Genomic DNA, 13,324 nt, shown 5'->3' with positions numbered 1-13,324 from the left:
GGAACCCGGGGCACCCGGCGGTGTCGGGGGCTGACTCGACCGGGGCACGCTTCGCCCTGCACGGGCCACACGCCCTAGAGATCGAGTCGCTCCGATGTCCGGGCTGCCCGGGATCGCGAGGGGACCGATTGAGGACGGGCCGAGGGGGTTGGTCCCGGCGAGCCGCCGGGCCGCGATCGGTGCGCCGGGGAGCCTCAACGGGAGGTCGGCTCGCCGGGCTCGCGGGGGATGGTGAGCTCGCGGGTGAGCTGGCGGACGCCGAGGCGGCGGGAGTTGAGGGCGGGGCGGAGGGAGGTGAAGGCGGTCCAGGCGTCGCGGCCGGAGGCGTAGCTGAGCCAGGCCTCGAAGCGGCCGCGGTCGGCGCGGCTGGAGGCGTTGAGGACGCCGGGGCGGGAGCGGACCTGGTCGAAGGCGTCGGCCAGCTCGCTGAGGACGGCGTGCAGCTCGACGGGGTCGAGGGGATGGTCGAGGGGCGTCTCGGGGTCGGGCCAGGTGAGGTGGAGCGATCCGCTGAAGGAGCTGGCCTCGGTGCGGTCGAGCAGCGCGTAGATGTCGGCGATTTCCATGCGGAACCAGAGGACCTCGACCAGGACCATGCGGCCGGGCGGGTAGTCCTTGTCGCGGACGCCCGGGCGGACGCGCTCGGACTCGGCGGCCCAGTCGCGGGAGGGGGCGGCGTCGTGCTCGAGGTCGGGGTCCTCGAAGTCGTAGGGGGACGGGGGCGAAACCACTTCAGAGGGGCGCTGGGTCAGGATCTCGTAGGCGCGGACGACGATCCGGAAGGCCCACTCGTCGCCGCCGACGTCGGGGTGGTGCTTCTTCGACTTGCGGCGGAAGGCCTCGCGGATGGCCTCGAGGTCGGCGTCGGGGGGGATGCCGAGGACGGTATGGGGGTCGATCGGGAGGCCTTCGAGCATCGCACAGACCACATCACGTCACGAGAATGGAGCCGAGAATTGGAGGGCATCGCCGGCGATCAATGCTCGCCCATCGAGTCTCCCGCAACACTGTCCGGAATTGCTCGGAAGAGTTGCCCGAGTCGGGTCCGCTGTGCGGACCGATCTCTTTACGGCGTCGAGGGATCGGTCCGCACCGCGGACCCTACAAGAGAACGACAAGAGAGCACTGACCCGGGCGAATCGGTCTGGGACCTGATTCGCCTCGGGCCTTTACGAGTGATCGAGGCCGAGGTGACAGGACGCGGCTCGGAGTCGACTGGGGACACGGGGAGAATCGGGAGCAGACGATCATCACGACTCACTCGCGTTCCTCGGCGGCCTGGTTGTCGCTGGCGAGGCGGCGGCGGATGTAGCCGGCGCGGGCGATGTTGCGCTCGTCGACCTCCAGCGGCTCCCCCTGGATCTTCTGGAGGTGGGCCGGCTGGGTGTGGATGAACAGCTCGTTGACGGTCCGGATTTCGAGGTCGTCGATCAGCCCGAGGTTCACCCCCATGCGGACGCTGGAGAGCAGGTGCATGGTCTCGGAGCTGGAGATCGTGTGGGCGGTCTTGAGGACGCCGTAGGCGCGGCTGACCTGGTCGTGCAGGTGCTGGCGGCGCTGGCCGATCCACTCCTGGCGGGCCTGGCGTTCGTAGTTGATGATCTGGGGGACGACCTCGGAGAGGTTGCGGATCAGCTCGCGCTCGCTCTTGCCGAGGGTCTGCTGGTTCGAGATCTGGTAGAAGTCGCCGTCGGCCTGGGTCCCCTCGCCGTAGAGGCCGCGGACGGCGAGGTTGAGCTTGTGCAGGGCGCGGAAGACCTTCTCGATCTGCTTGGTGTTGGCCAGGGCGGGCAGGTGGAGCATGACGCCGACCCGGATGCCGGTGCCGACGTTGGTGGGGCAGGCGGTCAGGTAGCCGAGCTGGGGGTTGAAGGCGTAGTGGAGGTGTTCCTCGATCTGGTCGTCGAGGGTGTTGATCTGCTCCCAGACGTCGGCCAGGCTGAAGCCGGAGTTCATGACCTGGATGCGGAGGTGGTCCTCCTCGTTGACCATGACCGAGACGTTCTCGCGGGGGCCGATGGCGACCCCCCGGGGGCCGTCGCCGGTGCTCAGCTCGCGGCTGATGAGCTGGCGTTCGACGAGGAGCTGGCGGTCGAGGGCGTCGAGGTTGACGACCGACTGGTAGTCGAGTTCCAGGCCGGCCTTGTCCATGGTGGCCCGGCAGATCCGCTCGATCTCGGTCTTCTCGGTGTCGCTGGCGCGATTGGTGAAGGGGAAATCGGCCAGATTGCGGGCGAGCCGGATCCGGGAGCAGATGACGATGTCGCTCTCGGGCCCGGTGCCGCGGAGCCACTCGCCGGAGGTGCGAGTCAGGGCATCAAGGTTCATCGGTCGGCATCCTCCTGGCGGAGCTGGTCCCGGATGGTGGCGGCCAGCTCGTAATCTTCTTGGGCGATGGCCTCCCGAAGCCGGGCGCGGAGCCGGAGTCGAGGAGAGCGGCTCGGCGGGGTTCGTTTGCGGGGGATCTTGCCCACGTGTCTCGACGCGCCATGCGCCGCCCGGAGCAAGGGGAGCAGGCCGGGGGCGAAGGCCTCGTAGTCGTTCGGGCAGCCGAGGCGGCCGCCGGTGCGGAAGTCCATGAACTTCAGGCCGCAGAGCGGGCAGGCGGTGCGGGCCAGCTCGCCGACGAGTTCCCCGACATGCTGCACGATGAGGTGGTCGACGATGGCTTCCAGGGCGGCGTTGGGGGGCGGATCGGGCGGGGTCAGGCCGGCCTTCCGGGCACACGGGCCGCAGAGGTGCAGGTCGCGACGCTGGCCGTCGACCGTCTCGGAGAGGTGGACCGAGGCCTCTCGGGAGCAGCGCTGGCAGGTCATGGCAGGCGGCTCCTTGAGGGTCGGTCGGGGGGCGGCGGCGGCACGTCGGCAACGGTTCCGGGGAGGCCGATCGGGGTCAACGGCCCTGCTCCTGTTCGAGCGTCCGAATCTCGTCGCGGAGGCGGGCGGCGGCCTCGTAGTCCTCGGCGGCGATGGCGCGCTTCAGGTCGTTGCGGAGGCGGATGAGCGTATTCTGGAGGCGGCTGGTCCGGGGGGCGCGCTTGGGGGCCTTGCCCGAGTGGCGGGTCTCGCCGTGGATGTTCTCGAGCAGGGGCATCAGCTCGTCCCGGAAGACCTCGTAATCGTACGGGCAGCCGAGGCGTCCGGTGCTCCGGAACTCGGCGAAGCTGATCTGGCAATTCGGGCAGCTCAGGGCGTCGGCCGGGGAGGATTCGAGGGTCGAACCGGCGCCGGAGACGAGGTCCTTGGCGAGCTGGCCGACCGGCAGGCTCTCGGGCTGGGAGGCGGCGGGGGCGAGGTGCTGCAAGGCGTGCTCATCGCAAAAATGGAAGACGGCGAACGTCCCCGGGGCCTCGGGGTCGAGGTCGGTGATGTGGTAAGTCGCCGGCTTGGAGCACTTCTGGCATTTCATCGCCGCGGTCCCCGGACCCGATCACAACCGGCGGACCCCGCCGCGAGATCGGCCGGACCCTCCGCGAGAATCGGGCGAAGACGCGGCGCGGGGGGGTTGTGTTTCATCAGCATTGACGATCGCGTTCCATTGTAATGATGCCCCCCGACCTGTCAAGCAACCGGGAACGGTCGGGGGCGTGTCGGGCGGCGGGGAGCGGGCGAACCTCGACGGGGGGCCTGGTGTCGGGGAGTGCCGTGCTTGCCGATCGGATCCGAGGGGTGCTAAGATCGACCCTTCCGCCAGGTCAGGCTGAGGTGCCTCCCCGTCTCGAAGTCTTCGGAATCCAATCGCCAGCTCATGAGCGACTCGACCCCCGCCCGGCCGATCCTCCATCCCCGGCCCGATCAACTCGCCTCGATGCTCGGCCAGGCGCCCGGCTTTCCCGTGTATCGGGAGTTGACCAGCGACGGATTGACCCCCGTTTCGGCGTTCGCGCGGATTGCCCGGCCGGGACCGTCATTCCTGTTTGAGAGCGTCGTGGGGGGGGAGAAGGTCGGCCGCTACAGCTTCCTCGGGACCGAGCCGTTCCTGCGGTTCGAGGCCAGGGGCAACCGTGTCCTGATCGAGCCGACCGACGGCCGGGGGGAGCGTCGGGAGTTCGACTCGGCCGACCCCTTCGAAGACCTGAGGGGGCTGGTCCGGCAGCACGGCTCGGTCCACCTGCCGGGGCTCCCGCGCTTCTGCGGGGGGGCGGTCGGCTATGCCTCGTACGACGCGGTGCGCTACACCGAGCGCCTGCCGAACGCGCCGCTCGACGACCGGGGGCTGCCGGACCTGGCCTTCGCCTTCTTCGACCGGATGGTGATCTTCGACACGATCCGGAAGACGGTGCTGGTGGTGGCCCAGGCCCGACCCGAGGACCCGGCCGACCCGGCCTCGGCCCGGGCCGCGTACGATCGGGCGGCCGACCGGCTGGGAGAGCTGGTCGATCGGCTCTCGGGACCGGGTCCGGATCTGCCGCCGGTGGACCTGGAGACGAGGGGGACGCCCCGATTGCAGCCGTCCTCGAACATGACTCGGGAGCAGTATGAGGACGCGGTCCGGCGCTGCCGGGAATACATCAAGGCCGGGGACGTGTTCCAGGTCGTCCCGAGCCAGCGATTCCGGGTCGAGACGACGGCCGAGCCGTTCGACATCTACCGGGCCTTGCGGGTCGTCAATCCGAGCCCCTTCCTGTTCTACCTGCCGTTCGAGGAGTTCTGCCTGATCGGCTCGTCTCCCGAGATCCTGGTGAGGGTCGAGGACGGCGAGGTGACGATCCGGCCGCTCGCCGGCACGAGACGCCGGGGCAAGGACGAGGACGAGGACCGGGCGCTCGCCGAGGAATTACTCGCCGACCCGAAGGAGCGGGCCGAGCATGTGATGCTCATCGACTTGGGCCGTAATGACGTGGGGAGGGTCGCCGAGCGGTCGAGCGTGCGATTGACCGAGGTGATGAAGATCGAGCGTTACAGCCACGTCATGCACATATCCTCGAACGTCGTGGGGAAGCTCGAAGCCGGGAAGGATTGCTTCGATGCACTGCGGGCCGGGCTGCCGGCCGGGACGGTCAGCGGGGCGCCGAAGGTCCGGGCGATGGAGATCATCGACGAGGTCGAGCCGACGAGACGCGGGCCGTATGGCGGGGCCGTCGGCTACATCGACTCGACTGGGAACATGGACACCTGCATCGCTTTGCGGACGCTGGTGGTGCAGGGCAAGCTGGCCGACATCCAGGCCGGGGCGGGGATCGTCTTCGACAGCGACCCGGCGACGGAGTATGAGGAGACGGTGAGCAAGGCCCGGGGGATGATCAAGGCGATCGAGGTCGCCCAGGATTGCCTGACCCCGGCCCGATCGAAGCCGATGGCCTGATCGATCGGAGGGGGCGGGCCAGCCTTGTCCGGACTCGGCCCGCCCGGAGACGGTGCCGGTCAGTGGCGGGTCGGGGCCTCGTACTCGCGGCGGTATTCCCCCTCGTCCTTCGGCTTCCAGAAGAAGCCGAAGAGGAGGCCGTCGAGCGAGAGGTAGTTGCTGGTGATCGGCGAGAGCCAGAGGATGCCGGCGTTGACGAGCAAGTACGTCATCATCATGCCGGGGTTCACGTTCGGATCCTTCAGGACGATCTGGCCGAAGGTGAGGCTGAGCAGGAGCAAGCCGGAGAGGAAGGCCGAGAGGGAGGTGAAGAGGCCGGCGATGAGGAGGGCGCCGACGGCGACCTCGGCCATGGGCAGGACGGCGGTGTAGAGGTCGAGCGCCGGCTTCAGGTCGCGGCCGATCCAGGTGTCGGCGAACATGGATCGGATCGTCTCGGGGTAGCGGGGCTCGGCATCGGCATCGGCACCGGGCGCGGGTTCGGCTTCGGGTTCGACCGGGGCGGTGGTCGCGTCGTCGCCCTCGTCGGCGTCGAGGCCGTCGTCGAGGTCGTCCACGAGGGCCTCGACCTCGGCCAGGGGAGGGTTGCCCGCGGCGGCCATGTCGTCGAGCTTCTGCAGGCCGGCCATCAGGAAGATGAGGCCGAGGCCGAGGCGAAGCAGGAGTGCCACCATGCTCCGGATGACGTGGCCGGGCTCCCGGCGGAGGGCGATCGTTTCGGTGGGTCGCATCGGGGGATGTCACCTCGTTGAAGTGGGAGGGAGGGGGAGTTTGGGTCGGGAGTCGGGGCCGAAACCGCCGAGGAAGGGGCCCGCGACGGGGGATGGGGGCCTCGACGCCGTCGGGGGACGGCCTAGGCGATGGAGCCGCGGACCTTGTCGAGGATCGGGGTGACGAGGGCCGCGGGGACGAACCGGCCGAGGGCCTCGGGGCCTCCGTAGCGGGCGACCTGCTTGATCAGGGAGCTCGAGACGTGGGCATATTCGCCGTCGGCCATGAGGAAGACGGTCTCGATGCCGGGGTCGAGGCGGTGGTTGGTCAGGGTCATGCTGAATTCGTATTCCATGTCGGAGAGGGTGCGGAGGCCCCGCAGGATGACCCGGGCGCCGCTGCTCCGGACGAAGTCGACGGTCAGGCCCTCGAAGGCGCGGACCTCGACGTTGTCGAACGGGTCGAGGACGCGACGGGCCAGGTCGACCCGCTCGTCGATCGGGAAGAGGACCTGCTTGGTCGGGTTGACGCCGATGGCCACGATCAGGTGCTCGAAGAGCAGGCGGCCCCGGGAGATGACATCGAGGTGCCCGAGCGTGATCGGGTCGAACGTCCCGGTGAAGACGGCCGTTCGAGACGACAGTTCCATGAAGAAGCCCCCCCGGCGTTCAGTCGGAGTCGAGACTGCCGGTCTGCGCTGGCAATGGCGTTGGAGAGGGTTACGAGGACGCCCGGAGCCCCTCGGCCAGGCGGTCGAGGTCGTCGTCGGTGTTGTACAGGTGGGGGCTGATGCGGAGGTGGCCGCGCCGGGCGCTGACGGCGACCCCGGAGGCTCGAAGGCGCCGGACGACGGCGTCGGGGTCGGTCCCCGGGCGGTCGAGGACGACGATGCCGGAGCGATCGGCCGGCTCGTCGGACCCGAAGACGGTCCAGCCGAGGGATCGGGCCCGCTCGCGGACCCCCTCGGCGCGGTCGAGGATGCGATCCGAGACGCGATCCGGCCCGAGTTCGAGGAACAATTCGAGGCTCTTTCCGAATCCGAGCAGGCCGGCCATGTTGTAGCAGCCCCCCTCCCAACGGCCGGCATCGGGCTTGAGGCTGAAGGCCGGTTCGGGGTCGTTGTAGGAGCTGGTGACGCTGTTCGAGCCGACGAGGATCGGACGGAGCCGATCGACCCAGTCGGAGCGGATGAAGAGGAGCCCGGCCCCCTCGGGCCCGAGGAGCCACTTGTGGCCGTCGGCGGCGAGGAAGTCGATGGGGGTGCGGCGGACGTCGATCGTCAGGGGGCCGAGCCCCTGGATGGCGTCGACGAAGACGGCCACCCCGCGCCGGTGGCAGGCCTCGGTCAGGGCGTCGAGGTCGTTCCGGAATCCGGAGGCGAACTCGACGTGGCTGATGGCCAGCAGCCGGGTGCGGTCGTCCATGGCGGCCAGGAGGTCGTCGATCCAGATCCGGCCGCCTCGGGAGCGGACGGGGCGGGTCTCGACCCCCCGGGAGGCGAGGTTCATCCAGGGGAAGAGGTTGGAGGGGTATTCCTCGGCCGGGGTGACGAGGTTGTCCCCCTCGGCCCAGGGGAGGCCCTCGGCCACCAGGCCGATGCCCATGGTGGTGCTGGTGATGAAGGCGATCTCAGACGGGTCGGCGTGGATGAGCTGCGCGGCCCGCCGGCGGACGACTTCCAGCTCGTTGCGCCAGTTCATCCAGTGGATGCAGCCGTTGGCTTCCTGCTCGGCGACCCAGGCGCGCATGGCCGCTCCGGCCCGCCGGGGGATGGGGGCGATGGCGGCGTGATCGAGGTAGGCCCAGTGCTCGGCCACGGGGAACTCGGCGTCTCGGATCGCCTTCCAGTCCATCTCGGCTCTCGCTTCGGTGATCGATCCAGTGCGACACCGAGAGCCTACCCGTTCCCGGGGCAAAGGGCCAATCGCGATCGGAAAAAACGAGGGGTATTGGAGGGCGCAGGGCCGATCTCGCCGGGGCCCGCCGAGGATCGTCGCCCCGGCTCGATCCGGCCAGGGGGTTCAGGATGCGGGGTCGTCTTCGGGGCTTGAAGTCTCCGGCCCGGTCGGTCCCTCTTCGAGTCCGGGAGAGGAGGCCGGCTGCCGGGCGATCCACTCGGCGTACTGGGGGGAGGCGACGAAGCCGGCGTACTCGGGGACCTGGGTGAGGTCGGTGAATTCCATGCCGAAGGTCTCGGCGATCAGGTCGAGCATGCGGGCCGTCTCGTCGTAGTCTTCCTGGGTCAGGGTCAGTCCGAGCAGGGCCCAGTAGGCGGCGATGAGGGAGGGCTCGGCGTCGATCGCCCGGGAGATGGCCTCTCGGGCCGTGTCGAAATCCTTGCGCTCGATGTGGATGCTGGAGCGGAGGACATCGAGATAGGCGTCGCCGCCGATGGAACGGTCGAGCCGGTCGATGCTCGCAAGCGCCGCGTCGAAGTCCTTCTGGAGGAAGTGGGCGTCGATCATCAGGAGGTCGGCGCTGGGATCGTCGGGGTAGTACTTGCGGAAGTCGGCCAGCGCGGCCTCGTACTCGTTCTCGTCGACCTCGGCGGCGGCGGTGTATCGGGGGACGAGGAAGAGCCGGTCGCGCTGGAGCGACTCGGGCAGTCCGCGATAGGCGTTGAGCACGGCCTCGTACTGCCCGGTCCGGAGGTTCTCGTTCATCTGCAGGAGGGTGGGCATGTGGGTGATGAGGACCTGTTCCTTGCCGGTCAGGCGGTCGAGCAGGCTGCGCTGGGCCTCGGCGACGGCCGAGAGGTAGAAGTGTCGGGTGCTCTGGGCGATCGACTCGCCGACGGCATACGGGAAGACGTCGACGGCCTTGATGGTGCCGTCGGCCCGGCGTGCCAGGTCGAAATCGAGGTAATTGAGCGCCCCGTCGGCCGTGAGCATGCGGAACCGGATGCCGTGCCTGGCCTTGCCGCTGATCGGGTGGATCGGGGAGCACTGCCCCCCCTGGTTGATCGTCTCGACGAGGGTGGAGACCAGCCCGCTCTGGCCCTTCTGGCTGGCCTGGATGAAGCTCTGGGTGAAGTTGCGCTTCACGTCCGCCGGGGCGTCGATGCCGCGGGTCGCCTCGTCGACCACGGCCTGCCAGTCGATCATCCGGGAGAGGGTGTCGGGATCGGCCTCGAACGTGGCCTCCTCGAACGCGAAGCCATACTCCCAGCACTCGTCCTCGGTCGGCGGGGCACCGACGGAGACGCTGACCGGGGGGGCGCCCGGCTCGGCGTTCGACTGGGCCTCGGCCCCCTGAGGCTTGCGGGCACAACCGCTCAGGGCCAGGGCACAGAGCAACGCCGCACCCATCCGGAACGTCGAGCAACGCATGGCACCTGTCTCGGCAAGAGGATTCATGAATCCATGGTCGGACGTGACGCGGCGGAAAGTGTATCAGAACCGATCAGCGGACGCGAGTCTTTACGCTGCAATTGGACAGGACGGCTCAGTGATCGATGGGGGCCTCGCTGGGGGGATTGTCGGGAGCGTTCGGCTCTACTTCGGGCGTAACCATGGAGGTTGGCTGTCGAGCAATCCATTCGTTGTAATGGGGCGATGCAACGAACGCGGTGAATTCGGGGACCTGGGCGAGGTCGTTGAACTCGATGCCGAATTTCTTGGCCATCAGGTCGAGCAGGCGGGCGGTTTCCTCGAAGTCTTCCTGAGTGATCGTGAGGTCGAGCAAGGCCCAGTACGCTTCGACGAGCGAGGGCTCCTCCTCGATCGCCCGGGAGATGGCCGCTCGCGCCTCGATCACATTCTCGCGTTCGATGTGGACGCGCGCCCTGAGGAGGTGCATGTAGGGGTCGCCGCCGATGCCGCGGTCTCCCCGATCGATTGCGGCCAGCGCTTCGTCGAATTCGCCTCGAAGGACATGGGAATCGATCATGAGGAGATCGACGCCGGGGTCGTTGGGAAAATACTCGAGGAAGTCGGCCAGGGCCGCCGCGTACGCGTCGTCGTCGTCGATTTCAGCGGCGGCCGAGAAACGCAGCACGAGGAAGAGACGCTCCTTCTGCAACGATTCGGGCAAGCTCCGATAGGCGGTGAGCACGGCCTCGTACTGCCCCGCCTGCAGATCGACGTTCATTTGGGAGAGCGTCGGCAAATACGCGATCAGCTCTCGATCCTTGCCTGTCAACCGATCGATGAGGTCTCGCTGCGATCGAGCCACGGTGGTGAGATAGCCGTGTCGCGCGCTCTGAACGATCGTCTCGCCGACGCCGTAGGGGAGGACGTCGACGGCCTTGATCGAGCCGTCAGCCCGGCGTGCGAGGTAACAATCGAGATAACTGAGGGCCCCATCGGAATACAGCAATCGGATCCGGATGCCGCGTCGATCCTCGTCGCCGATCAGGCGAAGCGGCGTGCATCTGCCGCCCTGGCTGGTCGTCTCGATCAGGCCGTTCACCAGGCCGTTATAACCCGCCTGGCTGACCAGGAGGAAGCCGCGAGAGAAGTTGCGTTTCACGTCCGCCGGGGCGTCGATGCCGCGGGTCGCCTGATCGACCACGGCCTGCCAGTCGATCAACCGAGACAAAGCTCCGGGGTCGGACGAAAGGAGGGCTTCCTCGAACGCCGCGCCGTACTCCCAGCACTCGTCATCGGTGGGGGGACTGCCGACCGAGGCGCCGGACAGGGACGTGCCCTCCTCGGTCTCGGCGTGAGCCTCGGTGTCGGGTCGTTCCCTGGCGCAACCGCCAAGGACCAGGGCACACAGCACTGCGGCACTCACCCGGAACATCGAGCGACTCATCGCGCCAGCCTCAAGATATTCGATCCATGGATACATGGTCGGATCTCACGCGTCGTAAGCGTACCAGAACCGATCAGCCGACGCGAGTCGTTACGCTGCAATCGGTCAACATGGCGAGATCGCGTCGGGACGCGATATCGGGATCCTGAAATCAGGGAGGGATGTGGGGCGTTGCGATGGGATGCGGGTCCCGCTCGGTCATCAGTGGCAACGAGAGGCGTAACCGGGGGTTGGCGTTTTCCTGACGTGGTAGTCAGGTCCGTACCATAATAATAATGAGTCGGTGCGAGTACCGAGGTTCTCCAGCCACGCTTGGGCTGAGATGCTTGTAAGAGTTCGGGGGAACGTCCCGAGCCCGGAACGCGTCTTTCGGTGGCTGCTCGTCGCGGGGTGGGCGAAAGGGGCCTGAATCCGATGAGTGACTCCTCGAACGGGATCGGGCCAGATGCATTGTTCGCGTACGGCACACTCGGGCCGGTCGATGCGGCCGATGCCGAACGGCGGGGGTGGGAGGCCGACGCGGTGCGGGGAAGGTTGTACGACCTCGGGCCGTATCCGGCGCTGGTCGACTGGGACGACCCGGGGGCGGGATGGGTCGAGGGGCATGTGCGGGAGGTCGGGCCGACCGAACTGATCGAGGTGCTGGATCCGTATGAAGGGGTGGAGGAGGGCGAATTCCTCCGGGTCGCGGTGCGGACTCGGAGGGGGCGGGCAGTGTGGGTCTATGTCTATCCGCACCCGATTCCGGGGCGGGCGGTGGGGCCGATTCCTCGCTGGGAGGGGCCTCGGATTGATCTGAGCCGGTGAGAGGGCCGCCGAAGCGTTCAACCACCACGAGAGGGGACGACCATGGCCAGCAACATTGCCGCCCCGTCGCGAGACGGGGTCCAACCGCCGAAGCAGCCGACGACCGTCGGCCGCTACCTGATCGACCGGCTCCAGGCGCTCGGGGTCGAGCACCTCTTCGGGATCCCGGGCGATTACATCCTGAACCTCTACAAGATGCTCGACGACAGCCCGATCGAGGTCGTCGGCATGACCCGGGAGGATGCGGCCGGGTTCGCGGCCGACGCGTATGCAAGGGTCCGGGGGCTGGGCTGCATGGCCGTGACCTACTGCGTCGGCGGCCTGAGCGCCTGCAACAGCATCGCGGGGGCGTATGCCGAGAAGTCGCCGGTGGTCGTGCTGACCGGATCGCCGGGGCTGTCGGAGCGGGATCGGAATCCGCTCCTGCACCACAAGGTGAAGGACTTCGACACGCAGTATCAGGTGTTCAAGCAATTCACGGCCGCGGCCACGGTGCTCGACGACCCGCTGACGGCCTTCTCGGAGATCGACCGGGTGCTGGCGGCGGCCCTGCGGTACAAGCGGCCGGTCTACATCGAAGTGCCGCGCGACATGCTCCACGCCGAGCAGGTGTACCCGCACTCCAGCCCCGGGCCCTTGCCGCCGAGCGATCCCGACGCGCTCCGCGAGGCGCTCGACGAGGCCGAGGCGATGCTCCGCCGCGCGAAACGGCCGATGATCCTGGCCGACGTCGAGATCCACCGCTTCGGGCTCCAGGCCGACCTGATCGGCCTGGCCGAGGAGTCGGGCCTCCCCATCGCCACGACCTTGCTGGGCAAGAGCGTGATCAGCGAGGAGCACCCTCTGTTCGCCGGCATCTACGAAGGGGCGATGGGGAGGGCCGAGGTGACCGAGTACGTGGAGGCCTCGGATTGTCTCCTGATGCTCGGCTGCTTCCTGACGGACATCAATCTGGGAATCTTCACCGCGAAGCTGGACCCGACGCACTGCATCGACGCGACGAGCGAGGATCTGAGGATCCGGCACCACCACTATCGGGAGGTCCGGCTCGACGACTTCCTGAAAGGCTTGCGGGCGCGCGGGCTCTCGTTGACCGTCCCCGAGCCGCCGTCCCGGCCGTTGCCGGTCCCGCCGTGGTCGGCCCGGCCGGGGGCGCCGATGACCTCGGCCAGGCTGTTCGCGAGGCTCAACCACCTGGTGGATGAGAACGTGATGGTGATCGCCGACATCGGCGACTCGCTCTTCGGGTCGGCCGAGCTGCGGATCAGCCGGAGCACCGAGTTCCTGAGCCCGGCCTATTACACGTCGATGGGGTTCGCTGTCCCGGCCTCGGTGGGGGCGGGGCTGGCCAATCGGGCCTTGCGGCCGCTCGTGATCGTGGGGGACGGCGCGTTCCAGATGACCGGGATGGAACTCTCCACGGTCGTCCGGGCCGGCCTGGCGCCGATCGTCGTGGTCCTGAACAACAAGGGGTACACGACCGAGCGCTATATCCTCGACGGCCCCTTCAACGACATCCTGGACTGGTCGTATCACCGGGTCCCCGAGTTGCTCGGGGCCGGGCTCGGCCTGGAGGCGTCGACCGAGGACGAGCTGGACGTCGCGCTGAAGCGGGCCTGGGAGAACACGGAGAGCTTCACGCTCATCAATGTGCATCTCGACGCGATGGATCGCAGCCCCGCGTTGGAGCGTCTGGCGGAACGGCTCGCCGGCAAGCTCTAGAGGGGGGTTCGAGCGGCTGCCGAGG

The 13,324-nt window shown here is 68.3% G+C and carries 12 protein-coding genes; 3 read left to right on the top strand and 9 right to left on the bottom strand.

Features of this window, described 5'->3' with window-relative positions:
- Positions 1–194: 194 nt before the first annotated feature.
- The 4 genes from AB1L88_RS05845 to AB1L88_RS05830 all read right to left on the bottom strand — a co-directional run bounded on the left by AB1L88_RS05845 (position 195) and on the right by AB1L88_RS05830 (position 3,408).
- Positions 195–917, bottom strand: a complete 723-nt coding sequence (locus AB1L88_RS05845; protein WP_367095699.1) for a DnaJ domain-containing protein — start codon at positions 915–917, stop codon at positions 195–197.
- 340 nt (positions 918–1,257) lie between these two features.
- Positions 1,258–2,328, bottom strand: coding sequence for a protein arginine kinase (locus AB1L88_RS05840; RefSeq protein ID WP_367095698.1), 1,071 nt, complete (start codon positions 2,326–2,328; stop codon positions 1,258–1,260).
- A complete protein-coding gene (locus tag AB1L88_RS05835; RefSeq protein WP_367095697.1) occupies positions 2,325–2,816 on the bottom strand; it encodes a UvrB/UvrC motif-containing protein in 492 nt (163 codons plus the stop codon). Before AB1L88_RS05835 ends, AB1L88_RS05840 begins: the two co-directional genes overlap by 4 nt.
- Positions 2,817–2,892: 76 nt before the next feature.
- Positions 2,893–3,408 (bottom strand): UvrB/UvrC motif-containing protein, encoded by a 516-nt coding sequence (locus AB1L88_RS05830; protein ID WP_367095696.1) that lies wholly within the window; start codon positions 3,406–3,408, stop codon positions 2,893–2,895.
- A 399-nt stretch (positions 3,409–3,807) separates the two neighbouring features.
- Between AB1L88_RS05830 and trpE the strand changes: the two genes are divergently transcribed.
- A complete protein-coding gene (gene trpE, locus AB1L88_RS05825) occupies positions 3,808–5,304 on the top strand; it encodes an anthranilate synthase component I (RefSeq protein ID WP_367095877.1) in 1,497 nt (498 codons plus the stop codon).
- 59 nt (positions 5,305–5,363) lie between these two features.
- On the opposite strand, the gene AB1L88_RS05820 is transcribed toward trpE, so the two are convergent.
- The 5 genes from AB1L88_RS05820 to AB1L88_RS05800 all read right to left on the bottom strand — a co-directional run bounded on the left by AB1L88_RS05820 (position 5,364) and on the right by AB1L88_RS05800 (position 10,770).
- Complete coding sequence (locus tag AB1L88_RS05820) at positions 5,364–6,035, bottom strand: hypothetical protein (protein ID WP_367095695.1); 672 nt, start codon at positions 6,033–6,035, stop codon at positions 5,364–5,366.
- A gap of 122 nt (positions 6,036–6,157) precedes the next feature.
- Complete coding sequence (gene coaD / locus AB1L88_RS05815; protein WP_367095694.1) at positions 6,158–6,664, bottom strand: pantetheine-phosphate adenylyltransferase; 507 nt, start codon at positions 6,662–6,664, stop codon at positions 6,158–6,160.
- A gap of 70 nt (positions 6,665–6,734) precedes the next feature.
- On the bottom strand, positions 6,735–7,868 hold the full coding sequence (locus AB1L88_RS05810) for an aminotransferase class V-fold PLP-dependent enzyme (protein ID WP_367095693.1): 1,134 nt from the start codon (positions 7,866–7,868) through the stop codon (positions 6,735–6,737).
- Between the two features lie 168 nt (positions 7,869–8,036).
- Complete coding sequence (locus AB1L88_RS05805) at positions 8,037–9,344, bottom strand: hypothetical protein (protein WP_367095692.1); 1,308 nt, start codon at positions 9,342–9,344, stop codon at positions 8,037–8,039.
- A 115-nt stretch (positions 9,345–9,459) separates the two neighbouring features.
- The gene (locus AB1L88_RS05800) at positions 9,460–10,770 is read right to left on the bottom strand and encodes a hypothetical protein (protein WP_367095691.1); all 1,311 of its coding nucleotides are present in this window, start codon (positions 10,768–10,770) and stop codon (positions 9,460–9,462) included.
- Between the two features lie 414 nt (positions 10,771–11,184).
- On the opposite strand from AB1L88_RS05800, the gene AB1L88_RS05795 reads away from it, so the two are divergent.
- Together AB1L88_RS05795 and AB1L88_RS05790 are read left to right on the top strand one after the other, a co-directional pair.
- Positions 11,185–11,577, top strand: a complete 393-nt coding sequence (locus AB1L88_RS05795) for a gamma-glutamylcyclotransferase (protein ID WP_367095690.1) — start codon at positions 11,185–11,187, stop codon at positions 11,575–11,577.
- A gap of 42 nt (positions 11,578–11,619) precedes the next feature.
- A complete protein-coding gene (locus tag AB1L88_RS05790) occupies positions 11,620–13,299 on the top strand; it encodes a thiamine pyrophosphate-binding protein (protein WP_367095689.1) in 1,680 nt (559 codons plus the stop codon).
- Positions 13,300–13,324: the final 25 nt, after the last annotated feature.

Source organism: Tautonia sp. JC769, from assembly GCF_040717455.1.
In the GTDB taxonomy this organism is placed as follows: domain Bacteria; phylum Planctomycetota; class Planctomycetia; order Isosphaerales; family Isosphaeraceae; genus Tautonia.
This window is presented reverse-complemented; position numbering and strand designations above follow the sequence as displayed.

Excerpts from the sequence above, each read along its gene's own strand:
- AB1L88_RS05810 (WP_367095693.1), bottom strand. The coding sequence starts at position 7,868 with ATGGACTGGAAGGCGATCCGAGACGCCGAGTTCCCCGTGGCCGAGCAC.
- AB1L88_RS05845 (WP_367095699.1), bottom strand. The coding sequence starts at position 917 with ATGCTCGAAGGCCTCCCGATCGACCCCCATACCGTCCTCGGCATCCCC.
- AB1L88_RS05795 (WP_367095690.1), top strand. The coding sequence starts at position 11,185 with ATGAGTGACTCCTCGAACGGGATCGGGCCAGATGCATTGTTCGCGTAC.
- AB1L88_RS05830 (WP_367095696.1), bottom strand. The coding sequence starts at position 3,408 with ATGAAATGCCAGAAGTGCTCCAAGCCGGCGACTTACCACATCACCGAC.
- AB1L88_RS05840 (WP_367095698.1), bottom strand. The coding sequence starts at position 2,328 with ATGAACCTTGATGCCCTGACTCGCACCTCCGGCGAGTGGCTCCGCGGC.
- AB1L88_RS05820 (WP_367095695.1), bottom strand. The coding sequence starts at position 6,035 with ATGCGACCCACCGAAACGATCGCCCTCCGCCGGGAGCCCGGCCACGTC.
- AB1L88_RS05800 (WP_367095691.1), bottom strand. The coding sequence starts at position 10,770 with ATGAGTCGCTCGATGTTCCGGGTGAGTGCCGCAGTGCTGTGTGCCCTG.
- coaD (WP_367095694.1), bottom strand. The coding sequence starts at position 6,664 with ATGGAACTGTCGTCTCGAACGGCCGTCTTCACCGGGACGTTCGACCCG.
- AB1L88_RS05790 (WP_367095689.1), top strand. The coding sequence starts at position 11,620 with ATGGCCAGCAACATTGCCGCCCCGTCGCGAGACGGGGTCCAACCGCCG.
- trpE (WP_367095877.1), top strand. The coding sequence starts at position 3,808 with ATGCTCGGCCAGGCGCCCGGCTTTCCCGTGTATCGGGAGTTGACCAGC.
- AB1L88_RS05835 (WP_367095697.1), bottom strand. The coding sequence starts at position 2,816 with ATGACCTGCCAGCGCTGCTCCCGAGAGGCCTCGGTCCACCTCTCCGAG.
- AB1L88_RS05805 (WP_367095692.1), bottom strand. The coding sequence starts at position 9,344 with ATGCGTTGCTCGACGTTCCGGATGGGTGCGGCGTTGCTCTGTGCCCTG.